At 72.3% G+C, this 23,282-nt stretch carries 23 protein-coding genes and 1 pseudogene; 14 read left to right on the plus strand and 10 right to left on the minus strand.

Translation table 11 applies throughout. From position 1 onward, the window contains the following. The first annotated feature begins 120 nt into the window (after positions 1 to 120). Complete coding sequence (locus ACWDO5_RS07990) at positions 121 to 798, plus strand: class I SAM-dependent methyltransferase (RefSeq protein ID WP_450529373.1); 678 nt, start codon at positions 121 to 123, stop codon at positions 796 to 798. A 33-nt stretch (positions 799 to 831) separates the two neighbouring features. Here ACWDO5_RS07990 and ACWDO5_RS07995 read toward each other — a convergent pair whose 3' ends face one another. The 3 genes from ACWDO5_RS07995 to ACWDO5_RS08005 all read right to left on the minus strand — a co-directional run bounded on the left by ACWDO5_RS07995 (position 832) and on the right by ACWDO5_RS08005 (position 3,603). After that, positions 832 to 1,641, minus strand: a complete 810-nt coding sequence (locus tag ACWDO5_RS07995) for a class I SAM-dependent methyltransferase (RefSeq protein ID WP_450529375.1) — start codon at positions 1,639 to 1,641, stop codon at positions 832 to 834. A gap of 195 nt (positions 1,642 to 1,836) precedes the next feature. Next, entirely contained in the window at positions 1,837 to 2,004 is a 168-nt protein-coding gene (locus tag ACWDO5_RS08000; protein WP_450529377.1) for a hypothetical protein, read from the minus strand. Between the two features lie 75 nt (positions 2,005 to 2,079). Further along, complete coding sequence (locus tag ACWDO5_RS08005) at positions 2,080 to 3,603, minus strand: phosphatase PAP2 family protein (RefSeq protein WP_450529379.1); 1,524 nt, start codon at positions 3,601 to 3,603, stop codon at positions 2,080 to 2,082. 278 nt (positions 3,604 to 3,881) lie between these two features. Here ACWDO5_RS08005 and ACWDO5_RS08010 point away from each other — a divergent pair, with 278 nt between their 5' ends. The 3 genes from ACWDO5_RS08010 to ACWDO5_RS08020 all read left to right on the plus strand — a co-directional run bounded on the left by ACWDO5_RS08010 (position 3,882) and on the right by ACWDO5_RS08020 (position 7,443). After that, positions 3,882 to 5,072, plus strand: coding sequence for a sulfite oxidase (locus tag ACWDO5_RS08010; RefSeq protein WP_450529380.1), 1,191 nt, complete (start codon positions 3,882 to 3,884; stop codon positions 5,070 to 5,072). A 106-nt stretch (positions 5,073 to 5,178) separates the two neighbouring features. Continuing rightward, on the plus strand, positions 5,179 to 6,396 hold the full coding sequence (locus ACWDO5_RS08015) for an aminotransferase class I/II-fold pyridoxal phosphate-dependent enzyme (protein ID WP_450529381.1): 1,218 nt from the start codon (positions 5,179 to 5,181) through the stop codon (positions 6,394 to 6,396). A 12-nt stretch (positions 6,397 to 6,408) separates the two neighbouring features. Then, complete coding sequence (locus ACWDO5_RS08020; protein ID WP_450529383.1) at positions 6,409 to 7,443, plus strand: MBL fold metallo-hydrolase; 1,035 nt, start codon at positions 6,409 to 6,411, stop codon at positions 7,441 to 7,443. Here the strand turns inward: ACWDO5_RS08020 and ACWDO5_RS08025 are convergent. Together ACWDO5_RS08025 and ACWDO5_RS08030 are read right to left on the minus strand one after the other, a co-directional pair. Continuing rightward, positions 7,423 to 8,070, minus strand: a complete 648-nt coding sequence (locus tag ACWDO5_RS08025; protein ID WP_450529468.1) for a DedA family protein — start codon at positions 8,068 to 8,070, stop codon at positions 7,423 to 7,425. The two genes, ACWDO5_RS08020 and ACWDO5_RS08025, sit on opposite strands and share 21 nt — an antisense overlap. A 5-nt stretch (positions 8,071 to 8,075) precedes the next feature. Continuing rightward, positions 8,076 to 8,858, minus strand: a complete 783-nt coding sequence (locus ACWDO5_RS08030) for an MBL fold metallo-hydrolase (RefSeq protein ID WP_450529384.1) — start codon at positions 8,856 to 8,858, stop codon at positions 8,076 to 8,078. A gap of 117 nt (positions 8,859 to 8,975) precedes the next feature. On the opposite strand from ACWDO5_RS08030, the gene ACWDO5_RS08035 reads away from it, so the two are divergent. The 5 genes from ACWDO5_RS08035 to ACWDO5_RS08055 all read left to right on the plus strand — a co-directional run bounded on the left by ACWDO5_RS08035 (position 8,976) and on the right by ACWDO5_RS08055 (position 13,385). Further along, a complete protein-coding gene (locus ACWDO5_RS08035; RefSeq protein ID WP_450529385.1) occupies positions 8,976 to 9,380 on the plus strand; it encodes a hypothetical protein in 405 nt (134 codons plus the stop codon). 83 nt (positions 9,381 to 9,463) lie between these two features. Further along, on the plus strand, positions 9,464 to 11,563 hold the full coding sequence (locus ACWDO5_RS08040) for a phage holin family protein (RefSeq protein WP_450529387.1): 2,100 nt from the start codon (positions 9,464 to 9,466) through the stop codon (positions 11,561 to 11,563). A 70-nt stretch (positions 11,564 to 11,633) separates the two neighbouring features. Beyond that, complete coding sequence (locus tag ACWDO5_RS08045) at positions 11,634 to 12,686, plus strand: zinc-dependent alcohol dehydrogenase family protein (protein WP_450529389.1); 1,053 nt, start codon at positions 11,634 to 11,636, stop codon at positions 12,684 to 12,686. A 102-nt stretch (positions 12,687 to 12,788) separates the two neighbouring features. Beyond that, entirely contained in the window at positions 12,789 to 13,166 is a 378-nt protein-coding gene (locus ACWDO5_RS08050; RefSeq protein ID WP_450529390.1) for a hypothetical protein, read from the plus strand. Between the two features lie 57 nt (positions 13,167 to 13,223). After that, positions 13,224 to 13,385 carry a hypothetical protein gene (locus tag ACWDO5_RS08055; RefSeq protein WP_450529392.1) on the plus strand — a complete coding sequence of 54 codons (162 nt, stop codon included), beginning with the start codon at positions 13,224 to 13,226 and terminating at the stop codon, positions 13,383 to 13,385. A gap of 550 nt (positions 13,386 to 13,935) precedes the next feature. On the opposite strand, the gene ACWDO5_RS08060 is transcribed toward ACWDO5_RS08055, so the two are convergent. Together ACWDO5_RS08060 and ACWDO5_RS08065 are read right to left on the minus strand one after the other, a co-directional pair. After that, the gene (locus tag ACWDO5_RS08060) at positions 13,936 to 15,348 is read right to left on the minus strand and encodes a tannase/feruloyl esterase family alpha/beta hydrolase (RefSeq protein ID WP_450529394.1); all 1,413 of its coding nucleotides are present in this window, start codon (positions 15,346 to 15,348) and stop codon (positions 13,936 to 13,938) included. Between the two features lie 34 nt (positions 15,349 to 15,382). After that, positions 15,383 to 16,801: an extracellular catalytic domain type 1 short-chain-length polyhydroxyalkanoate depolymerase gene (locus tag ACWDO5_RS08065; protein ID WP_450529469.1), complete on the minus strand. Its 1,419-nt coding sequence runs from the start codon at positions 16,799 to 16,801 to the stop codon at positions 15,383 to 15,385. 367 nt (positions 16,802 to 17,168) lie between these two features. Between ACWDO5_RS08065 and ACWDO5_RS08070 the strand changes: the two genes are divergently transcribed. After that, on the plus strand, positions 17,169 to 17,588 hold the full coding sequence (locus tag ACWDO5_RS08070) for a hypothetical protein (RefSeq protein ID WP_450529396.1): 420 nt from the start codon (positions 17,169 to 17,171) through the stop codon (positions 17,586 to 17,588). On the opposite strand, the gene ACWDO5_RS08075 is transcribed toward ACWDO5_RS08070, so the two are convergent. Continuing rightward, entirely contained in the window at positions 17,578 to 18,405 is an 828-nt protein-coding gene (locus ACWDO5_RS08075; RefSeq protein WP_450529397.1) for a helix-turn-helix domain-containing protein, read from the minus strand. The genes ACWDO5_RS08070 and ACWDO5_RS08075 overlap by 11 nt on opposite strands. Positions 18,406 to 19,117: 712 nt before the next feature. Between ACWDO5_RS08075 and ACWDO5_RS08080 the strand changes: the two genes are divergently transcribed. Then, positions 19,118 to 20,656 carry an ATP-dependent DNA ligase gene (locus ACWDO5_RS08080; RefSeq protein WP_450529399.1) on the plus strand — a complete coding sequence of 513 codons (1,539 nt, stop codon included), beginning with the start codon at positions 19,118 to 19,120 and terminating at the stop codon, positions 20,654 to 20,656. 16 nt (positions 20,657 to 20,672) lie between these two features. On the opposite strand, the gene ACWDO5_RS08085 is transcribed toward ACWDO5_RS08080, so the two are convergent. After that, positions 20,673 to 21,179, minus strand: coding sequence for an FBP domain-containing protein (locus tag ACWDO5_RS08085; protein WP_450529401.1), 507 nt, complete (start codon positions 21,177 to 21,179; stop codon positions 20,673 to 20,675). 86 nt (positions 21,180 to 21,265) lie between these two features. Between ACWDO5_RS08085 and ACWDO5_RS08090 the strand changes: the two genes are divergently transcribed. From ACWDO5_RS08090 to ACWDO5_RS08100, 3 genes are all read left to right on the plus strand, one after another. Then, a complete protein-coding gene (locus ACWDO5_RS08090) occupies positions 21,266 to 21,571 on the plus strand; it encodes a 4a-hydroxytetrahydrobiopterin dehydratase (protein ID WP_450529402.1) in 306 nt (101 codons plus the stop codon). 279 nt (positions 21,572 to 21,850) lie between these two features. Further along, positions 21,851 to 22,714, plus strand: a complete 864-nt coding sequence (locus tag ACWDO5_RS08095) for a class I SAM-dependent methyltransferase (RefSeq protein WP_450529403.1) — start codon at positions 21,851 to 21,853, stop codon at positions 22,712 to 22,714. 20 nt (positions 22,715 to 22,734) lie between these two features. After that, positions 22,735 to 23,127: a hypothetical protein gene (locus tag ACWDO5_RS08100; protein ID WP_450529405.1), complete on the plus strand. Its 393-nt coding sequence runs from the start codon at positions 22,735 to 22,737 to the stop codon at positions 23,125 to 23,127. On the opposite strand, the pseudogene ACWDO5_RS08105 reads toward ACWDO5_RS08100, so the two are convergent. Further along, positions 23,086 to 23,250 (minus strand): annotated as a pseudogene (locus ACWDO5_RS08105) (RICIN domain-containing protein); the annotation flags it as partial. The gene ACWDO5_RS08100 and the pseudogene ACWDO5_RS08105 sit on opposite strands and share 42 nt — an antisense overlap. Positions 23,251 to 23,282 lie beyond the last annotated feature (32 nt).

The following is a 23,282-nucleotide window of genomic DNA, read 5'->3' on the forward strand; positions in this document are numbered from 1 at the left end:
GCCTAGTTCGCGGCGGCGAGAGGTGAAATCAGTTGCCCGATTGTGGGTGGCTCCGCCCCCCGCGCAGTAGGGTGCCGGACCGCGTGGGTGGCTCCGCCCCCGCGCAGTAGGTGCCGGACCGTGACCGAACCGGACTTCCTGCGCACCACCCGGGCGTCCTACGACGCCGTGGCCGCCGACTGCGCCGAACGCTTCCGCGAGGAGCTGGCGGCCAAGCCGCTCGACCGGGCGATGCTCACCGGGTTCGCCGAACTCGTGCGGGCCGCCGGTGCCGGCGCGGTCGCCGACCTCGGTTGCGGTACCGGCCGAGTGACGGCACATCTGGACGGCCTGGGGTTGTCCGTGTTCGGGGTCGATCTGTCGCCGCAGATGGTTGCGGTGGCCCGGCAGGCGCACCCGGGCCTGCGGTTCGACGCGGGTTCGATGCCGGCCCTGGATCTGCCGGACGGCGCTCTCCTCGGCATCATGGCCTGGTACTCGATCATCCACATCCCACAGGAACAACTGCCGGAGGTCTTCGAGTTCCACCGGGTGCTGGCTCCGGGCGGCCACCTGCTGCTCGCGTTCCAGGCCGGCGACGAGCCGTTGCACCTGACGGAGGCGTTCGGTCACGCGATCTCGCTCGACTTTCACCGGCGGCAGCCGGACAGTGTCGCCGAGCTGCTGAGCCAGGCCGGGCTGGTCATGCGCGCCCGGCTGCTGCGCGAGCGCGACGACGACGGCGACTTCACCGAGAAGACGCAGCAGGCCTTCCTGCTGGCCCGCAAACCGGCCGACGTCAGCGGCCATGACGCCTAGCGGTCCCCACGCGGCACGTCGTCGACGCGTTGGTCATGCGCGGCAGAGCACTTCGCCGTGCGGAACCATGAACCATGCGTCGGCCCGGCCGCCCCACTCCCGCCAGCCGTCGGCGATCGCCGCCAGCTGCCCGGCAGTGGCATGGCCGCCGTCGACAGCGAGCTTCGCGTACACCGACGCGGTTGTACGGTCCGCCCACAGATCGCTCCACCACGCGCGCTCGTCCGGCGTGGCGAAACACCAGGCGGCGGCGGTGGCGGTGATGTTGGTGAAGCCCGCGGCGCGGGCCCAGGACAGCAGCCGGCGACCGGCGTCCGGCTCACCGCCGTTCCCCCGGGCAACCCGGTGGTAGAGCTCCTGCCACTCGTCCAGCGCCGGGACCTCGGGGAACCAGGTGAAGGCGCCGTAGTCGCTGTCGCGCGCCGCGACGACGCCGCCGGGCCGGCAGACCCGCCGCATCTCGCGCAGCGCCCGCACCGGGTCGCCGACGTGCTGCAGCACCTGGTGGGCGTGGACGACATCGAAGGAGTCGTCGGGGAAGTCCAGCGCGTGGACGTCGGCGACCGCGAAGCGGACGTTGTCCCGGCCGCGCACGGCGGCGGTCTCGCGGGCCTGGCGCAGTACGTCCTCGGCGGTGTCGACGGCCGTCACCTGCCCCGGCGCGACCAGCCCGGCCAGATCGGCGGTGATGGTGCCGGGACCGCAGCCCACGTCCAACACGTCCATTCCCGGGCGGAGTTCACCGATGAGGTACGCCGCGGAGTTGGCGGCGGTCCGCCAGCGGTGCGAACGCAGCACCGACTCGTGGTGCCCATGGGTGTAGACGGCGGTCTCCTTCGACATGGCCGGACTCCTTCTGCTGAAGCGGGTACGGCAACGGTACGCCGCTGTTCCGCAATGCGAGACCCATGTCTTGCAATATGGGCACGTCGGACCTCGGACCGCGGCCGTCCTGGCCGAGCGGCTGCACCTCCTCCAGCCGGGGGAGCGGCGTGCGGCTCTGGACCCGGGTGCCCACCGGGAGAGCCGCCTGCCATCTCACCTCCCCGTCCTGTACCCGGCCGCGGCGACGACCTCCGAACGCGCGCGGCCGAGCGCGTCGAGATGCTCCAGCGGTACGAGACCGGAGAACGCCGCCTGCCCGGACCGTACGTGGACCGCGGCGATGCCCGCTGCGTCATGGGTCTGTGCGCGGCGTATCTGCATGCGCTCATGGTGCGCGAAGCAGCCTGAGCCCGTCGGGTCGGGTTTTCCGCGGAGCCTCGAAGCGGCCCCGAGCGCTCAGAGCAGGGCTTGCGGGCGGTAGACCGTGAGCGCCTGGACCTCCTTGTCCACCACCAACTCCTTCGGGGCCACCATGACTTCACCGTCGTACGCCAGCAAAGTGCCCGGCGCGAGCCCGGAGATCCGCAGCTGCCGCAGCTTCTGCGCCGCATGCACCGGCGAGCGGCTCAGCGGACCGGCGAGCGCCGCGGCCAGCAGCCGCAGCCCCGGCCAGCGGCCGCCGTGCACCACCCGGACATCGAGCAGGCCGTCCGCCAGATCCTGACGGCGGCCGGGCGCCGGACCCAGCCGCTGGTAGATGCCGTTCCCGGCGAACAGCAGCCACATCGGGCGCCGCCGGCCCTGGACCTCGGCCTCCAGCGGGTGCTCGCCGCGCAGCACAACCGCAGCCGCGAGCACTCCGGCGGCCCAGCTGCCGATCCGCGGCGACCAGCGCTCGCGGATACGCACCAGCTCCGGATAGACGCCCAGGCTGAAGGTATTGAGGAAATAGCCGGACTCGCCGTCGCCGTCGCCGCCGCCGTCCGGACCCGGCCTGAAACGCCCCAGATCGACCCGGATGGCCTCGCCGCCCTCGACGGCCCGGCAGGTGTCGTCGACCGACTCGACGCCCAGGTCGTACGCGAAGTGGTTGAACGTGCCGCCGGGGAAGACGGCCAGCGGCATCCCGTGCGCGACCGCGACGGTCGCCGCCGTGTTGATCGTGCCGTCTCCGCCCAGAATCCCCAGCGCCCGGCAGCGGCCCACCGCCTTCTCCAGCTCCGCCGACAGCTCGTCGGGCGCGCACTCCACGACCTCGGCGAGCGGCATCGTCTCGCGCACGAGAGCCGCCGAACGCGCCGAGCCCGCCTGCCGGTTGACCACCACCACCAGTCCTTCGCCGCCGGGCAGCGTGGGCGCGTCGGCCTGCGGCCGGCCCGGCGCGGGCAGCTGCGACCTGGTCGGCACCGCGCCCCGTACCGCGAAGGCCGCACCCACGCCCAGAGCCGCGCCCACCAGCACGTCGCTCGGGTAGTGCACGCCCGTGTAGACGCGCGAGAGGGCGACGGACGCGGCCACGGGCGCGACGACCGCGCCCCAGCCCTTCGACTCCAGCGCGACGCCCGTCGCGAAGGCCGCCGCCGACGCGGCGTGCCCGGACGGGAACGACGTCGTGAACGGCTGCCGCTTCAGCCGTCGTATCACCGGCACCGCGTCGAGCACCGGCCGTGCCCTGCGCACCGTGCGCTTGCCGACGGTGTTGATGACGGCGGAAGCGAGTGCGAGCGACGCCACCCCCCGTACGGCGGCCCGGCGCGAGCGTGGCCCCCGCCCCAGTGCCGCTATCCCCGCGGCCGTACCGAACCAGAGCAGCCCGTGATTGGCGCTGCGGCTCAGCCGGGGCAGCACCGGCTCCGCGCCCGGCCAGTGCTGGGTGGCGACGTTGTGCAGCAGCTGCCGGTCCCACCGGCTGAGGTGCGCCGCGATCCGGGTACGGAGCTGCGGCATTGCCTGTGAGGTCTGTGCGTAAGCGTCGGACATGGGTCGCGGGTACCCCGTGGACGGCGTTGTCAAGCGGAAGGCGACCCATTCGGCCACACGTGAGACAGGTCGGCGGAAGGCAGTGCCGGCCGCATGCCGTGCGCCTAGGATCGCGGACATGGTCGTCGACGACATGGACAACTGCGCGCCTCCGGCTGCCGATTCGCGCCGCGCGCTGTCCTGTCCCTGTTCCTGTTGACCTTCTCCCTGCCGGTCGTGTCCCTGCTGACACCGGCGATCCCTTTCCGCGTACACCCCTTCTGCCGAGGAGACCCGCGTTGTCCCCTGCCCTGGACCGCCGTGATCTGCTGAAGCTGCTCGCCGCCGCGCCGGTCGCGGCCCAGTTCGCGGCCGCCGCACCCGCCGTAGCGGCCCCCGCACCCGCCGCTGCGGGCATCGTCAAGCCGCTGCCGCCCGAGCTGTTCACCATCCGCGGCACCAACGCCGAGACCAACTTCCCCGCGCTGCGCTCCACCGCACTGCACACCCCGGTCGGCCACTTCTTCGTACGCAACCACACCTCCACCCCCGTGATCTCCGAGTCGGACTGGAAGCTGACGGTGTGGGGCAGCGGACTCCACGGCCGCCGCCCGGTCGAATTCAGCTACGGCCGGCTCCGGTCCCTGCCCTCCGTCACCCGCACCGCCGTCGTCGAGTGCGCCGGCAACGGCCGCAGCTTCTACGCCACCCAGCAGGGCGAGACCGTCACCGGCACCCCCTGGACCCTCGGCGCGATCGGCGCGGCCCGCTGGCGCGGGGTGCGGCTCGGCGACGTACTGCGCCAAGCGGGCATCTCATCGTCCGCCGTGGACGTCATGCCGCGGGGCCTGGACGACGAGTTCATCAGCGACGGAGTGAATCACGGCCGGGTGCGCCGCCCGCTGCCGGTAGCCAAGGCGCTCGACGATGTGATCCTCGCGTACGAGATGAACGGCGAGCCCCTCCCGTACGACCACGGCTTTCCGGTGCGGGTGATCGTGCCGTCCTGGGTCGGCATCGCCTCCGTCAAATGGCTCGGCGACATCGAGGTGAGCGACACTGCGCTGTCGTCGCCCTGGACCACCGACTTCTACCGCCTCTTCGGCGCGGCCTACCCGCCGGGCGGCAGCGCGCCGCTCAGCAGCCAGACCGTCAAGAGCGCCTTCGAGCTGCCGCTCGGCGCGAGCCTAGAGGCGGGCGAGACCCACCGGCTGACCGGTCGCGCCTGGTCGGCGGCTGCCCCCGTCCGGCACGTCGAGATCAGCACCGACGGCGGAGCGCACTGGCACCGGGCGCAACTGCGCGACACCCCGCGCCGCGACGGCTGGGTCCGCTGGACGGCCGACTGGCTCCCGCGCCGCACCGGCAAGACCGAACTGCTGTCCCGTACTACGGACCGAGCGGGCAACACCCAGCCGGACCACAGCGTCCACAACACCCAGGGCTACCTCTTCGACGCGGTGGTCCGCCACCCGGTCACGGTGGTCTGACTCCCGCCCGTCCGACGCTCCCGCGCGGCGGGCTCGCGCAAACCTCCGTATAAAGGGCTCGTGGGCCGGGCAGTTGTCCCGGGATGCGAGCAGCGGAGGTGACGGCATGCAGCGGACGGCTCCGGAAGACCGCGGCCCCGTCCGATACGGACCGCACGCCCCCGAGTCCGGACTGCCCGTACTGCCCGAGCTCGCCGCGGTGCTCGCGGCCGCATCGGACCGGGCCGCCGGCGAGCCGCCCGGCGGCGGCCCCGAGCTGCGCGAGGCTGCCTGCGGCTACTGGTGGCGGCGCGGGCTGCGCTCGCACCCCGAGGAGCTGGCGGCGGCGTCCGGCGCGCAGGCCCTGCTGTTCGCGCTGATCGGCGCGTACGGCGGGGATGTGCTGATGCCCCGTCCGTGCCCCGCCTGGTGGACTCCGCAGGCCCGGCTGCTCGGGCGGCCCGCCTACCATGTGCCGACCCCGGCGGAGTGCGGCGGCGTGCCCGATCCGTACGCGCTGCTCGAGACCGTACGCAGAGTGCGCGCCGAGGGCGGCATACCCCGTCTGCTGTTGCTCTCCGTCGCCGACGACCCCACCGCGACCGTCGCCCCGCCCGAGATCGTGCGCGAGGCGTGCGAGGCCGCGGTGGGCGAGGGACTGCACATCATCAGCGACGAGACCTGGCGGGACACCATCCACGAGCCGCACGAGACGGTGTTGGTCAGCCCCGCCGAGATGTGCCCCGGCGACGTCACCGTCATCAGCGATCTGGCGGTGGCGCTCACGCCCGACTCCTGGCCGGTGGCCGTCGCCCGCTTCCCGCCCACCGAGGAGGGCGCCGTCCGGCGGGCCAGGACCCTCGACATCCTCACGGCACTCGGCGCGGTGGTGGCGGCACCGATCGCCGCAGCCGCCGCACAGGCACTGGACGAGCCAGGACCGGTCACCGTCAGGGCGCGGCAGGCGGCCGCGCTCCACGCGCGCGTGGCGGCCGCGGCGCACCACAGGGTGCTCGTCTCCGGCGCGCTGGCCCTTCCTCCGCAGGCCGGCCGCCATCTGTACGCGGACCTCGGTCCGCTGCGCGCGCGCCTCGCCGACCGGGGCGTCACCGACTCCATGGAGCTGGAGGAGTATCTGACCCACCGCCTCGGGGCGCCCGTGCCCGGCGGACACCGGTTCGGCGACGAACTGGGCGCGCTGCGCGTGCGGCTGGCCACCGGACCGCTGCTGGGAGCGACTCCCGAGCAGCGGCTGGAATCTCTCACTTCACCGGCACCTCTGGAATTGCCGCATGTGGCCGGGGCGTTGAGCATTCTTGAAACGGCCTTCGACGAACTGCGTTGAACGGAGCCCCGGATGACGGAACAGACGGAGCAGACAGAGCACTCGGGACAGCCCGCAGGCACACCGGGCGGCGTACGGCCCCGCTCCCTCCCCCGCCCTCTCGGCGAGCACCGCCGCTGGCCCAGATCCTTCGCCGACCGGCTGACCGCTCCTCTCCCCGGGGTACGGGCCATGGCCCGCCTCGCCAGGGAGGGCGCGGTGCGCCCCGGCCCCGACGGGCTGAGGGACATTCCGCAGCTGCCCTTCGCTCCGGGGCCGCTGCCCGCCGTGGACACCACGACCGTCGCCGTCACCTGGGCCGGACACGCCAGTTGGGTGCTGAGCATCGGCGGGCTGACCGTCCTCACCGACCCGGTCTGGTCACGCCGGATCCTCGGTACCCCGGCCAGGATCACGCCCGTCGGGGTGCGCTGGGAGGATCTGCCGCCCGTCGACGCGGTGGTTATCAGCCACAACCACTTCGACCATCTGGACGCCCCCACCCTCAAAAGGCTTCCGCGCCACACGCCGGTGTTCGCGCCGGCCGGGCTCGGCCGCTGGTTCCGGCGCCGCCGTTTCACCCGGGTGACCGAACTCGACTGGTGGGAGAGCGCAAAACTCGCCGCCGTCCGCTTCGACTTCGTACCGGCCCACCACTGGTCCAAGCGCACCCTCATCGACACCTGCCGCTCGCTGTGGGGCGGCTGGGTGCTCACCGACCGGCTCGGCCAGTCCGTCTACTTCGCGGGCGACACCGGCTACGGCCACTGGTTCAAGGAGATCGGCCGCCGCCACCCCGACCTCGACCTGGCGCTGCTGCCGATCGGCGCGTACGACCCCCGCTGGTGGCTCAGCGATGTGCACACCGATCCGGAGGAGGCGGTGCGCGCCTTCGAGGACCTCGGAGCGCGGAACATGGCCCCGATGCACTGGGCGACGTTCGTACTCTCCGCCGAGCCGGTCCTCGAGCCCCTCACCAGGGTGCTGGCCGCCTGGGAGCGCACCGGCCGCCCGCGCGAGCAGCTGTGGGACCTGCCGGTCGGCGGCTCACGGCTGCTGGCCGGGTGACCGCCGCACCCTGCGCCACAGCGCCGGAGCCCCGCTGATCACCACCGTCAGCGCCACCGCCACCACCACGCCCTTCCACGGGTCGTCGAACAGAGAGCCGCCCAGAATCCCGATCAGCTGGTACGTCGCCGCCCACGCGAGGCACGCCGGGACAGCCCCGCGGACGAACCCGCGCAAAGGCAGCCTGGCGAACAGACAGGCCAGCATCACCGGGATCCGCCCGGCCGGCACCAGCCGGGAGACCACCAGCACCGTCACCCCGTGCTCGTCGAGCTTGCGCTGCGCCTGCTCGATCCGGTCGGGCGCGGCACGGTCGCGCAGCGCGGCCAGCCACCGGGAGCCGTTCTTGGACCGGACCCCGCGCTGCCCGAGCCAGTACAGCGCCACATCCCCCAGGAACGCGGCGAACGACGCCACCAGAAAGACGAACAGCAGCGTCAGCGGAGCCGTCTGATGGAAGGCCACCACCGTCGCCGAACTGACCACCGCCCCCGTCGGCACCACCGGCACCAGCGATCCCAGCGCCACCAGCAGAAACAGCGACGGGTAGCCGACGGCCTGCTGCGTCGACTCCGGCGGCAGCCCTCCCACGGCTTCCGACAACTGCCCGAGCACATCCGACACCATCGAGCTCACCGGGCGGCCTCCGGTCTGACCCGCTCACCGTGGACCAGCCGGTGCACCGCCACCTGCGGTGCCAGCCGCGCCGCCTTGCGTACGAACTCCTCGCCCGGAGCGTAGAACTCGTGCGGCCGGATCCCGTCCATCCCGATCGGCCAGTACGTGCCGTAGTGCACCGGCACAGCCGCGCGCGGCGCGAGCGAGACCAACGCCTGCGCCGCGCGGTCCGCGTCCAGATGCCCGTGCCCGAGATAGGGCCCCCAGCCACCGACCGGCAGCAGCGCCACATCCACCGGGCCGACCTCGTAGGCCATCGACTCGAAGAGCCCGGTGTCCCCGGCGAAGTACGTACGCGCCTCACCGCTGATCACATAGCCGAGCGCGGGCGAACGGTGCGGCCCGACCGGCAGCCGCCGCCCGTCGTGCAACGCCGGCACGGCCCGCACCACCAGGTCCTCGACCCGCACCTCGTCGCCCGGCGCCACCTCGGTGACCCGCAGCCCGGTCGAGCTGACGAGCCGCCGCAGCCCCGGCACCGAGCGCCCCGCACCGCTCGGCACCACCAGACGGGTTCCGGGAGCGAGCCGGGCCAGCGACGGCAGATGCAGATGGTCGGAGTGCAGATGGGAGACGAGGACGGCCTCGGCCCTCGCGGCCTCGGGCGGCGGCAGCTCACCGCGCCGCCTGCGCAGATGCGCGAGCCGGCGCACGAACAGCGGATCGGTCAGCACCCGGACGCCGGAGTCCTCGACCGTGCAGCTGGCATGACCCCACCAGGTGACCTCCACCGGCACGCAGTGCCTCCTCGTTTCCGCTCGCCGATCCCGTTCGCCCCTCCCGTTCCTCGTACTCGTACGAGCGTAGTTGCGGAGTAGGGTCGGCGGCGACGGCGAGCGTACGGGGGGATGTCCATGGGTGACTTACGAGTGGCGGCGATCGCCAGCCTGACGCCTCTCGAAGAACTCGACCGCGACCCGTTTCTGGTCGACACCCGAAGGCAGCACGCGATGTGCGCCCGCTGGGCCGCCGACAAGGGCTTGGTCGTCACCCGGCAGCTGCTCTTCTACCGGCTGCGGCCCGACCACCACGGGCTGTGGACCGATGTCGTGGCCGGCCACGTGGACATGTTCGTCGCGCCCAACGAGCGAGTGCTCGCACGGGCGTTGACGTCGGTGCGGGGCTTCGTCGCGGAGTGCGAGCGCAGAGGGGTGCCCCTGGAGACCGCGGGCCTGGACGAGCCGGCGTACGACGCGGCGATGAAGGCCAGCGTGCATCGCAGACTCTCCATGCCCACGGCCGGGTACGACGGCTGCTGAATGTGCCGCCCCGGCGCGCCACCGGGTCGCGCTCGCCCCTGTGCCAGGCTGGAGACCTGATCCAGGGGTGAGGTGAAGACAGCGTGGGCCAAGGGCGATGGCGTACGGCCGGCAGAGCCCTGTTGCGCGTGATCATCGTGTGGGCGGTGTCCACGCTCACGATGCTGGCGCTCGCCGGGCTGCTGCCCGACTTCCAGCTGCAGTCCGACGACGGCGACAGCATCACCCGGACCGCCGTCACCGCCGCCTGGGGCGCCGGCGCCTTCGGTCTGCTGACCGCGCTGGTCTGGCCGGTCGTCGTACGTGCCTTGCTGCTCGTACCTGCCCTGGTGCTCGGCCTGTTGGTGTTCTTCCTCAACGGCTCGCTGCTGCTGGTCGCGCTCTGGCTGATCCCCGACGGGCGCGGCGCGGCCGACCCGGAGACCGCGGTCGTCGTCGCCGCCGTGATGTCCGCCGTCGCCTCCGCGACCTCCACCGCGCTCGCCGTCGGCGACGACAACGCCTACCGGCGCAGGCTCTCCCGGCTCGCCGACCGTCGCAGACGGCGACGCGGTGAGGACGGCGCCCGTGCGGGACCGCCCGGCACGGTCTTTCTGCAGCTCGACGGGGTCGGGCACGAGGTCCTGCGGCGCGCGGCCGACGACGGTGTGATGCCCACCGTCGCCGGCTGGATCGGCACGAGCCACCGGCTCACGCCCTGGCGCACCGACTGGTCCAGCCAGACCGGCGCCAGCCAGCTCGGCATGCTGCACGGCACCAACCACGATGTCCCCGCCTTCCGCTGGTACGAGAAGGACAGCGGCCGGGTCATGGTCTGCAACCGGCCCGCGAGCGCCGCCGAACTCCAGCGCCGCGCCATCGAGCGCACCGGCGACGGCGGGCTGCTCACCGTCGACGGAGCCAGCCGCGGCAATCTCTTCAGCGGCGGCGCCGAGGAACTCGCGCTCGTGCTGTCCATGGCCGCCAGACGCGGCCGGGCCACCCGCTCCAGGGCCGGCTACTTCGCGTACTTCTCCGACCCCGCCAACGCCGTGCGCACTGCGCTGTCCTTCGTCGCCGAAGTAGCCCGCGAGATCGGCCAGTCGACGCGGGCGCGGCTGCGCGGCGACCGGCCGCGGGTCGGGCGCGGTGGGCTCTACCCCTTCATCCGGGCGTTCGCGACCGTCGTCGAGCGGGATGTGGTGGTCGCCGCGGTGATGGGGGACATGCTCGCCGGACGCACCGCCGTCTACGCCGACCTCGTCGCGTACGACGAGGTGGCGCACCACTCAGGGCCGCACAGCCGGGACGCGTCGCTGGTGCTCGAACGCCTCGACCGTTCGATCGCGCTGATCGCGAAGGTCGCCGAACACGCGCCCCGCAGCTACCGGATCGTGCTGCTCTCCGATCACGGCCAGAGCCCGGGGGAGACCTTCGAGGGCGCGTACGGACTGACCCTCAAGGACCTCGTGCGCGCGGGTTGCGGGCTGCCCGTCTCGCGCCGGGCGCGACGTTCCAAGAGCGGCGCGGAGGCTCGCGACGCGGCGGGTGACGCCCTGCGGAGCGCGCTGCACCGGCGGCTGGCGGATGGTGAGGACGAGCATCCGGAGCCGGGCTCCGACCCGATCGTGCTCGCCTCCGGGAACCTCGCGCTGATCTCCTTCCCCGACGCGACCGAGCGCCTCAGCCGCGAACAGATCGAGCGCCGCCACCCGGCGCTGCTGAGCACGCTCGCCAACCACCCGGGCATCGGCTTCCTGCTGGTGGGCAGCGAGGAGCACGGCTCGGTGGTGCTCTGCCCCGGGGGCGCGGAGGTGCCCGTCACCGAGCTGTCCGACGACGGGCCGCTGGCGGCCTTCGGCCCGGGCGCGGCCGAAGCCGTACGCCGTACCGACGGCTTCCCGCACGTCGCCGACATCATGGTCAACTCGATGTACGACCCGCGGACGGGCAATGTGCACGCCTTCGAGGAGCAGATCGGCTCGCACGGCGGGCTGGGAGGCGAACAGTCCCAGCCCTTCCTGCTGCCGCCGCTCGACGTGTCGGCGCCCCTCTCGTCGGGTGCGCCGGGCGTGGAACTGGTCGGCGCCGAGCGGGTGCACCGGGTGCTGCGGCGCTGGCTGCGTGAGTGCCAGGGTCCGCAGGTGCCGATCGGGCCGCTGGAGGCGGCCAGGCCGGACGGGCCAGGTCAGGGGTTGCCGTAGAACCCGTCCTTCCGGATACGTTGAGCCGGCTGAGCCCAGGCAGGATCCGCCGGACGAAGGAGTTGGCCCGTTGCGTGCTGTGGTGTTCGAGGAGTTCGGGAAGCCGCTCGAGGTACGAGAGGTGCCCGAGCCCGCGCTGTCCAGCGCCGGTGCTGTGATCAGGGTCGAGGCCACGGGGCTGTGCCGCAGCGACTGGCACGGCTGGATGGGGCACGACAGCGACATCACCCTCCCGCACGTCCCCGGCCACGAACTGTCCGGAGTGATCGAGTCCGTGGGCGACGACGTCGCCAATTGGCTCCCCGGGGACCGGGTCACGGTGCCGTTCATCTGTGCCTGCGGCCGGTGCGCGGCGTGCGCGCGCGGCGCCCAGCAGGCGTGCGAGCGCCAGGAGCAGCCCGGCTTCACCCACTGGGGGTCTTTCGCCGAGTACGTCCCCGTCCACCACGCCGACACCAATCTGGTGGCCTTGCCCGAGTCGATGTCGTTCGCCACGGCCGCGAGCCTGGGCTGCCGGTTCGCGACCGCCTTCCGGGCCGTTGTGGGCCAGGGCCGGGTGCGGCCGGGGGAGTGGGTCGCCGTGCACGGCTGCGGCGGAGTGGGCCTGTCCGCGGTGATGATCGCCGCGGCGTGCGGGGCCAGGGTCGTCGCGGTCGACGTCTCGCGGGGCGCGCTGGAACTGGCCCGGACGTTTGGCGCCCAGGTGTGCGTGGACGCCTCCGCGCTGACCGGAAGCGTCGCCGATGCGGTCCGCGAGGCCACCGGCGGCGGCGCGCATCTCTCGCTGGACGCCCTTGGCGCGCCGGTGACCTGCGTCAACTCCGTCCAGAGCCTGCGCCGCCAGGGCCGCCATGTGCAGGTCGGCCTGCTGCCCCAAGGCGTACAGCTGCCGATGGACCGGGTCGTCCCGCTGGAGCTGGAGATCCTGGGCAGCCACGGCATGGCAGCGCATGCGTACCCGGAGATGATGGCGATGGTCGCCTCCGGCGCTCTCCGTCCCGACCTGCTGGTGACGACGGCGATCGGCCTGGATGACGTGCCCGCGGCGCTGGCCGCCCTGAGCAGCGCCTCGGGGACCGGCGTCACCGTGATCACCCCGCACGCGGCGGTGAATTCGGCGTAATGGGCGTACCCCGGTAGGGCGGATCTCGGCCCTACCGCGGCACGGCGTGGCACTTCCTGGGCAGGCAGTGTGCAGTGGACGCATCCAGGAGGTCGCGTCGCCATGAACCTGCCCCACTCCCAGCCTCTCGCTGCCGCCGCCCGCGCGGCCACGCGCCGGACCGCGGCGGTCGTCGTGCTGGTGCTGCTGGCTCTTCTCGGTACGTCCTTCGGCTCCGGCGTCGCGGCGACCGGGGGCGCCGCGACCTGGGCGCTCGCCTCCGCGCCCGCCCCGGCGGGCGGCGACCAGCCGGAGGAGACCGACACCGACGTGTCACCCGCGGGCTCCGGCCTGGCCCGTCCCGTGGCACGGTACGTCGCGCCGGACACCCAAACGGGTCTGGCGACGGCCGAGCCCGTCCCGTACCGCCCTGGCAGGAGCCGGCAGGCGGAACTCGCCCTCCCGCTGCGCGCCGTGCGCTGTGTGGTCCTGCGCTGCTGACAACCACCGACACCCATCCGTAGCCATCAGCCACTTCACACCGCGAGGTGCACAGCCATGCCCATCGACCCTCTCGCAGCGCTCAACGCCATGATCCGCGCCGAAGCCGCCCGCTCCTCTGAACCGGAGGACGGGCCCCATACCGCCGATCCCGATACCGAAGCCGGCGGATCGGCATCCGACGAACACCGCGCGGCATCCGGCGACGGCGCCCCCTGACCTCTGCGGCCATCGGCGGTACCCCCTCACCCGGGGGCCGGGCCGCCCCTCGCGCCCAACGCCGGGAGGCTGAAGCCGGTGAGTGGCCACCGCACCGATGCCGTGGCCACTCCCGCGTCGAGGGGCCGTTCACCCACGCCTGCCATGCCTCGGCGGCTCCCGTATGGAAGACGAACCGTGGATCGTCGCGCGGCTCCCGTCGGAGGCCGTCGGCCGGGCCGATGATGTGGAACGTCAGCTTCTTGCCGCTCGGAAACACGTCCCGTATCTCATCGAGGGTCAGCTCCCAGTCGTCGGCGAGGGTGCTGACATCCACGAAGAGCGCGGTGAACCCTTCGGCCTCACGCAGCCGCAGCAACCGCCTGAGCATCGGAGCCGTGGACCTGGCCAATCGGCCGCCCACAGCGATCCACACCTGTGGTCCGTCCACCGCCAGTACTCGTACCCGTATGGTCGCTCGCACCTTGCCCCCAGCAGCCGGGTCCGGCGCACCGCCGACCGGTGCGCCGCCGCACGACTGGTATTCGGGGCGGGGCGAGCTCCGGATTGCTCAGGATCCGGCCGCCCGGCGGCCGGGCGGATCGTCGAGCGGACACTCGCTGAGCAGCGTGCGCGGATCGGCCGGTTCCGGGCGGGCCAGCGTGCGGCTGGACACCGGCTGCTTGCCGTGTCCGATCCATGCCTCCAGGGCGGTGAACGCCGAGCGGTGACAGGGCGTCAACGGCCGCAGCCTGTCCGGAAAGACGTCGTAGAGCGAGTCGACGTGCGTGCCGCCTTCGACGCGGTAGTAGCGGAAGAGCCCGCCGCGTCCGGCGTCGCGCACCATCTTTGCGTACACATCGGAGTCACGGCCGATGGGCAGCAGCATATCGAGGGTGCCGTGCAGGGTGATCAGCGGTTTGCCGATCCGGCCGGTCAGCTCGATCGACGCGACGGCCCGGCGCACCTCGGGCGGCCGGGACGCGTAGTCGTAATCCGCGTCACACGCGCGCGTGCCAGGTGCGCAGTACGGAGTTCCCGCCTCGGTCTCCCCGTCGTAGCCCGGGTCCAGCTCCTCCCGGTAGATCCGCTGGGTCAGATCCCAGTAGTACTGATGGTGGAAGGGCCACAGAAACTCGGACCCCGCCGGATACCCGGCGGCGACCATTGCCCTGTGTGCCTCGTCCGCGCCCGGGCCGCCGGAGGCGTACACGGGATAGTGGCGCAGCGCGGGCGGCAGGAAGGTCAGCAGATTCGGTCCGCTCGCCCGCCAGAGTGTCCCCTCCCAGTCGACGCCGCCGTCGTACAGCTCGGGGTGGTTCTCCAACTGCCAGCGCACCAGATAGCCGCCGTTGGACATGCCGGTGGCGAGCGTGCGGGACGGCGGGCGGTGGTAGCGCTGGGCCACCACCGCGCGGGCCGCCCTGGTCAACTGCGTGACCCGGTCGTTCCATTCGGCGATCGCCGCGCCCGGCGCGGCGCCGTCGCGGTAGAAGCCCGCGCCCGTGTTGCCCTTGTCGGTGGCGGCGAACGCGTAGCCGCGGGAGAGGACCCAGTCGCCGATGGCGCGGTCGTTGGCGTACTGCTCGCGCACGCCGGGGGAGCCCGCGACGACCAGGCCGCCGTTCCAGCGGTCGGGCAGCCGGACGACGAACTGCGAGTCGTGGCTCCAGCCGTGGTTGGCATTGCCGGTCGAGGTGTCGGGGAAATAGCCGTCTATCTGGATGCCGGGCACCCCGCTGGGCGTGGCCAGTCCCGCCGGGGTCAGCCCGGCCCAGTCGGCCTGATCGGTATGTCCGGAGGCGACCGTCCCGGCCGTCGTCAACTCGCCCAGACAGGAGACCTCTTGACGCTCGGCGCCGGGCATGTGCAGCCGCGCGATCCGCGCACAGCGGTGCTCCGTTTCCGGCTGCTGCCGGGCGACGGCCGGTGCGGCGGTGACGGCGAGCAGCAGCGCGGCCGCGTACGGAAGGACGAAGCGCAAGGGGAAACCTCCTGGGGGGTGTACGGACCTTGGGTCAAGGGCAGTTGCTGTCGGCGACGACGTAGTAGCCGGCCGGGGATTCCTTCAGCGTGTGGGTGACGAAGGTGTTGTAGAGGCCCATGTTCTGCGCGGACCCCTTGGCGTACGCATAGCTGCCGTCGGTGGTGGCCCGCCCCGCTGCCACCTGGTGGTAGTTGTCGGTCGTCCAGCAGGCCGCCGCGGAGCCGGTGGTGACAGCCCTGACCGGCGCGGAGCGTGCGCCTTCGGCCCCGTTCGTGTCGCGGGCGGCCACGCTGTAGTCGTGGCCCGTGCCCGGGCTCAGCCCCGTGTCCGTGAAGGGCGGGCCCGCCGGAGTGGCGACACGCGCCCCGTCCCGGTACACCGCGTAGCCCGCCGCACCCGCAACCGCATTCCACTTCAAGGTGATTGAGGTGTCGGTGGCTCCCGTGGCCGCGAGCCCGCCCGGCGTCGGCAGGCCGCCGGGATCCGGCGTGGAGCCGCTCAGGCCGAAGAACTCGTTGATCCAGTAGCTGGAGCAGATCGAGTCGATGAAGTTCGCGGTGCCTCTCTGACCGCACTGCTGCGGCCCGCTGCCCGGGTCAACCGGCGTGCCGTGGCCGATGGCGGGCACCCGGTCGACCTCGACGACGACCCTGCCGTCGGCCCCCAGATACTGCTCCCGGCGCGTCTGGTTGGGCCCGATCGTGGACGTGCGGTCCGGGTTCTGGTCCACCCCGTGCACGGCGGTCCACTGGTCCCGCAGCTCATCCGCGTTCTTCGGGGCGACCGTCGGGTCATTGTCGCCGTGCCAGACCGCCACCCGGGGCCACGGCCCGGCGTACCCGGGATAGGCGTCGCGGACCCGCTGCGCCCACACCGCCGGCGTACGGTCCACGCCCGGGTTCATGCAGGTGAAGGCCCCCGTGTCCTTGGTGCAGTCGTACGGCAGCCCGGCGATCACCGCCCCCGCCTCGAAGACGTCGGGGTAAGCGGCGAGCATGACCGCGGTCATGCCGCCCCCCGCCGAGAGCCCGGTGACGTACGTACGCGCCGCATCGGCCCCGTACGCGCTCTCCGCATGGGCGACCATCTGCCGGATCGACGCGGCCTCGCCCTGCCCGCGCCGGTTGTCGGCCGTCTGGAACCAGTTGAAGCAGCTGTTGAGGTTGTTCGCCGACGTCGTCTCGGCGAGCACCAGCACAAACCCGTGCCGGTCGGCGAACGTCGTCAGTCCGGAGTTGTCGGCGTAGACCTGGGCGCTCTGGGTGCAGCCGTGCAGGGCGACCACGACCGCGGGATGCGCGGGGAGAGCGGCCGGCCGGTACACGTACATGTTCAGAGCGCCCGGATTGGCGCCGAAGCTGCCCACCCTCTGCAGGGGTACGGCCGCATGCGCGGCGGGCGCGGGGGCGAACCACACAAGGGCCGCGAGCAGAACGAGGACAGTGCCCATGCCGGCCGGCTTGGGGTGTTTGCGCAACCGCAACCGCAACCGCATCCGCATCCGAGACCTCCCGCAGGCGTACCGATGTGCCGGTCACAGTAGGAACCGGCCGGTCGCCGGCGGAATGGTGACGCGACCCATAGCGAGGGCCGCGGACGGCAGTGCACGGACCGTTGCCCGTGCGGCGTACGCCTGCTAAGAGCGAGGCTCGCCTCCGCCCACCCTGAGCGTCCCATCCTCTCGTCATTACCTCGCACGTAATCGACGCCCCCCGCTTCGCTCGGCACCCTTGCGGTACCGGAACTCGGGCGGCGCACTCCGTCCGAGGTTCGGTTCCCCGACCAGCCCGTACGACGTCGATGGAGGCTGATTCGCCATGTCCGCAACTCTGCTCGCCGGCATCTCCCGCACCACTGAGCCGCAGACGATGCTGCGCCGGTTCCTCGCTCTCGACGCCCTCGTCACCGGCGTCAACGGACTGGCGTACGTCGCGGCATCCGGCCCTCTCGGTCGGCTCCTCGGGGTCGACGCCACCGTCCTGGTCGAACTGGGCGTATTTCTCGCTCTGTTCGGGGCCGGAGTCGGCTTTCTCGCCACCCGTCGGCAGCCGCCGCAGCTGCCCGTGAAGGTCGTCGTCGACGCGAATCTGCTGTGGGCCGTCCTCAGCATTGCCGCGCTCGCGCTCTGGTTCGAGCCGACCACGGCCGGCGCCGTCTGGATCCCGTTGCAGGCGCTGACCGTCGCCGGTTTCGCGGTCCTGCAGTGGTCCGCGCTGCGCGCCGCCACTAGGGCGTGAGTGACTGCAGGTACTTGACCGTCGCCGGGTCGGCCGGGAGAAACGTCTCGATCGCCAGTTCGGCGACGGTCACATCCATGGGGGTGTTGAAGGTCGAGATGGACGACACGAAGGACAGCACCTGGCCGTCGTGCTCGATCCGCAACGGAAGCGCGAGGTAGGGGTACGGGGTGGGGTCCTCCCGGTCCTTCGGTCCGGCGCCGGTCTCCGTGATCTCCGTGATCTCCGGAAGGGGATAGGCGGCGACCTCGTCGTACAGCTCGCGCAGCTGCTCGGAGCGGGCCGGCGCGATCTGGCGTTCCATCTGGGCCAGCAGATGGCCGCGCCACTCCCGCAGATTGCGGATCCGCGGGGACAGCCCCTCCGGGTGGAGCGTGATCCGCATGGCGTTCAGCGGCGGCGTGAGCAAATGCTCCGGCAGGCCTTCGAGGAGCATCGCGATACCGCGGTTGGCGGCCACCACGGTGTACGTGCCGTCGACGACGACCGCCGGATACGGCTCGTAGCCCTGCAACAGCCGCTCCATGCCCTCGCGCAGTGCCCCCATCGCCGGGTCGTCGAGGGAGGTCTCGGCATACCGGGGCGCGTAACCGGCCGCCAGCAGCAGGGCGTTGCGCTCCCGTACGGGGACATCGAGGTGCTCCGCGAGGCGCAGGATCATCTCCTCGCTCGGGCGGGAGCGTCCCGTCTCGATGAAGCTGATGTGGCGGGCTGACGAGTCGGCACGCAGGGCCAGCTCCAGCTGGCTGATCCGCTGCCGCTCGCGCCAGCCGCGCAGCAGCGGCCCTACTCCCGTGCCGGACTCGACAGTTGTCATACCCCGAAAGGTAGTACGGCAGGAAGAGCCCCGCCCGGACGGGGGTTTCCGGCCGGGGCGGCAAGAGGTGGGTGCGAACGGCGGTCGCCTCTCGGCGAAACGCTCCACAGGGCTTCAGCCGAACGATCGTCCCTGTGGGCAAAAGGTGAGGCCCGGGGACACTGTCCCATCCACACCCACGTATAGATGAACGGTAAAGCGTGGCGGCGCGTTCCGCGGCACCCCAGGCCCCGCTGTGACATGCCTTACGCCTATTACTGGCCACTGCCCCGCGGCACCACTGTCGCCGGCACCGACGGTAGCGGGTACCAGTAGGCCGAGACCACGCCCGCGCGGCGGCCCGCCGGCGCGTCGACGCTGTGGATGCGATGCACCGGCACGGTGCGCAGACGCCGGTTCAGGTGTCGGCGGTGACCTGGTACCGCGTACGGGACCAGCGGATCAGGGCGAGAGCGGTGACGACGGCGAACAACAGCGCGGAGAGCAAGGCGAGCGTGAAGGCCGTCAGCAGCATCGGCCCGCTTACCGGCACCAGCGCCTGGCCAGTCCACCAGCGCCGGGTCGCCGGCCACGAAAAGTCGAGCCCGGAGGGCCCGGAGCCCGCACCGTACGGCACCTCGCGACCCGTGGACCCGCGCCGCCGACCCCCGCGCAGAGCAGCGACCCGCGCGCAACACGTGCGCCTCCCGCCCCCGCCGTGCACCATGGCCCCATGCTGCTGGCCCGGCTCGTCGACGTGTCCCGAGAAGTCGCCGCCACCTCCGCGCGGTCGCGGAAGATCGCCGCGCTCGCCGGGCTGTTCGCCGACGCGCAGCCTGACGACGTCGCCCTCGTCATCGCGTACCTCGCCGGGCGCGTCCCGCAGGGCCGCATCGGCGTCGGCTGGAGCGTGCTCAAGGAAGCCGTACCGCCCGCCGGTGTCCCGAGTCTGAGCGTCGCCGACGCGGACGCCGCGTTCACCCGTCTCGCCGAGGTCACCGGATCCGGTTCCCAGGCCGAGCGCAAGCGCCTCGTGCGGGAGCTCATGGCCCGCGCCACCGCCGAGGAGCAGGAGTTTGTGATGCGGCTGCTGATGGGCGAGGTACGACAGGGCGCGCTCGACGCGATCGCGCTGGAGGGCGTCGCCCAGGCCGCCGGCGTGCCCGCCGCCGATGTGCGGCGGGCCGTGATGCTGGACGGGTCGCTGCCCCGCGTCGCCCGCGATCTGCTCGCCGAGGGGCCCGCCGCGCTCCAGCGGTTCCAGTTGCGCGTCGGCAGCCCCGTGCTGCCGATGCTCGCCCACACCGCGAAGTCGGTCACCGAAGCGGTCGACGCGCTCGGCACCGCCTGCGTGGTCGAGGAGAAGCTCGACGGCATCCGCGTCCAGGTGCACCGCAGCGGTGAGGACATCCGGATCTACACGCGGTCCCTCGACGACATCACCGCCCGTCTACCCGAAGTCACGGACGCCGCCCGGCGGATGACGGGCGACCAGTTCATCCTGGACGGAGAGGTGATCGCCCTGGACGCCACCGGTCGCCCCGTCCCCTTCCAGGACATCGCCTCCCGTGTCGGCTCCCGCGTCGACGTGGACGCGGCACGCGCCGCGCTGCCCCTGTCGCCTGTCTTCTTCGACGTCCTCGCCGCCGACGGGGAGCCCACGCTCGACCTGCCCGGCAGCGAACGGCGCACCGTCCTCGCCCGCCTCGTCCCCGAGCCGATGCGCGTACGCCGCGCGGTCGTCGAGGACCCCGCATCCGCCCAACAGGTCGCCGACGCCGAGGAGTTCTTCGCCGAGACGCTGCGCCGAGGCCACGAGGGCGTCCTCGTCAAAGCCCTCGACGCGCCGTACGTCGCGGGCCGCAGAGGCCGCTCGTGGCTCAAGGTCAAACCCGTCCACACCCTCGACCTCGTCGTCCTCGCCGCCGAGTGGGGCCATGGCAGACGCACCGGCCTGCTCTCCAACCTCCACCTCGGCGCACGCGCCGCCGACGGTACGTACGTCATGCTCGGCAAGACCTTCAAGGGCCTCACCGACGAGATGCTGCGCTGGCAGACGCAGCGACTGCGCGAACTGGCCGTCGACGACGACGGATTCACCGTCACGGTCAGTCCCGAACTCGTCGTGGAGGTCGCCTTCGACGGCGTGCAGCGCTCCCCGCGCTACCCGGCCGGCGTCACCCTGCGCTTCGCCCGCGTACTGCGCCACCGCCCCGACAAGCCGGCCCAGCAGGCCGACACCATCGAGCAGGTCCTGGACTCGCGCGGCTGAACCGCGCACCCCGCACTCAGCGCAGGCCCATCACCTTGTCGGCGAAGGCGGTGAGGTTGCCGACCGTACGGGTGATCCGCTCGTCCAGGGTGAGGGTCTCCTCGTGGAGGCCGCCGCGCAGCTTGGGCTGCTTCCTGCCGCGGATGTACAGCGAGCAGGCGAGGTCCGCGCAGAGATACGTGCCAACGGTGTTCCCCTCCCGCCCCGCCGCGCCGGCCAGCGGGGCGGCGAAGAGGGTCACCCCGGACGAGGCGTGTCCCGTGAGGCAGGCATGGCACATGCTGGACTTGACGGCGCTGGTCCGTCCGGTCGACGGCACCCGCAGGGTGACGCCGACAGGGCCGTTTGCGCGCGGGAGGACGATATGCGCCCGCAGCGGGGCACCCGGATCGGTCCAGCCGAGGAAGTCGAGGTCCTCCCAAGGGAGTTCGGCGAAGTCCATCGGGAGCTTCAGGCGGGTCGCCTCGCCCTTCGTACAGTTGACGAAGGATCCGCGTATCTGCTTTTCGGTCAGAGCTTCCACCGGTGGAACGTACACAGAGCGCCGTCGGACGGGCATCCCATTTATGGTGGCCGAAGCCGCCGCCGTTTTCTGAAGGGATCCGGGTCATGCCCACAGAGCCGCTGTCGCAGAAGGACATCGAGGACCGCTTGCGGGAACTTCCCGGCTGGTCCCTTCAGGGCGACCGCATCGCCCGCGCGTACCGCCTCTCCACGCACTTCGCGGCAACCGCGATGGTCGTGCACATCGCGCAGATCCAGGACGAGCTGAACCACCACTCGGATCTGACCCTCGGCTACAACACGCTCGCCCTGTCGGTGAACTCCCACGACGCGGGCGGCGCGGTCACCGAGAAGGACTTCGAGCTCGCCCAGCGGGTGGAGCAGATCGCCCCGGGGCACGGCGCGAACTGACGAGCCGTACATGCCGGCCGGCCGCACCCGCCGTGCTCATGAGCCCGGCGGCGCCGGTACGCGCGCCGGCCGAGCGGTACGCCTCCGGATGACGGTCAGGGGCCCGGGCCAGTACGGGCCCAGGCCCCTGCGCCCTCCTGATCAGGCGTTCCACGCGCCCGACTCCGCCGTGTGCCGGGCGAAGCCCACGAAGTCCTCCGGCGCGCGGCCGGAGGCGTCGCTTTGCCGAAACCGCAACAACAGTCGCCGTAACCGCACTGCCGCGCGAACCTTGAGTCCATGAGCCATCACCACGACACGACGCATATCGACTGGGACGAGTTCGGCCCGCTGCTGGAGCGCGGGGCGGAGCTCCAGAGTCCTCTGTACCGCCAGGCCGCCGCCTGGCTGGGCGAGCTGCTGCCTGCGGCCGGCGTCCGGCGGATCCTCGACATCGGCAGCGGCCCGGGAGTGCTGACCACGCTGCTCGCCGAGGCGTTCCCGTACGCCGAAGTGGTCGCCGTGGACGCCACCGAGCCACTCCTCGCCCGGGCCCGCGCTCGTGCGGAGGACGCCGGGCTTGGCGACCGCATCCGTACACTCCATGCCGAACTCCCGGACAAAATCGAGGAGTTGGGCGAGGCGGATCTGATCTGGGCCGGCAACTCGGTGCACCACATCGGCGACCAGCGCGCCGCGCTCGCCGGCTTCGCCCGGCTGCTGCGCCCGGGCGGGCTGCTCGCGTTGGCCGAGGGCGGGCTGCCCTCGCGTCACCTCCCGCGCGACATCGGCATCGGTGAGCCGGGGCTCGAGGGCCGGATCGAAGCGGCCCTGGGCGAGTGGTTCACCCGGATGCGGGCGGAGCTGCCGGGCACGAAGGACGAGGTCGAGGACTGGCGGGCGCTGCTCGGAGCGGCCGGTCTCACGCCGAGCGGGACCCGTTCCTTCCTGCTCGACATCCCCGCGCCGGTGCCTGAGGTGGTGCGCGAACAACTCGTCTCCGCCTTCGCCTGGCAGCGCAAGATCATGGACGGCCTGCTGTCGGCCGAGGACCTCGCGCTGGTCGACCGGCTGCTGGACCCCGAGGACCCGCAGGGACTGCGGCACCGCCCGGACGCGTATCTGCTCACCGCGCGCACGGTGCACACCGCCCGCCGGGGCTGAATCAGGGGCAGGATGACCCCATGGCCAAGAAGTGCAAGAAGTCCAAGAAGTCCGCGGCGTCCACCTCGCTGCTGTCCCTCTGGTCGAAGGACTCCGTGCTGTCGATCGGCTCCGTCGGCTCGGTGCTCTCCATCGGCTCCGTCGGCTCGGCGCTGTCGGTCGGATCGGTCGGCAGCGCGCTGTCGGTCGGCTCGATCGGATCCAGCCAGTCGCTGTTCTCGGCGGGGTCGTGGATGAGCACGGGGTCGATGCTGTCCGCGCAGTCGCGGTGGTCCGCGCTCTCCCGGCGCTCCTCCCACGGCTTCCTGGCCGCGGGCGCGGTCGGCGCGGGTGCGGTCGCCGTAGCCGTCGCCGGAGCGGTGCTCCTCTGGTCAGGGAGTGACGGGCTCCAACTGCCACGACTGGCCGGGTGAGTCGGTGTCCTCCCATTGCTGCACATTCGCGCCTTCGTCCATGCTGCCGTCGGCGACCTCGAGCAGCAGCCCGCTGACGAAGCTGACGATGGCGACGGCGCCCGGCGCGTCCAGTTGCCGCTCGTCCTCGCCGCCGCAAGGCGTTCGCCGAAGGC

The organism is Streptomyces sp. NPDC000880 (assembly GCF_053599675.1).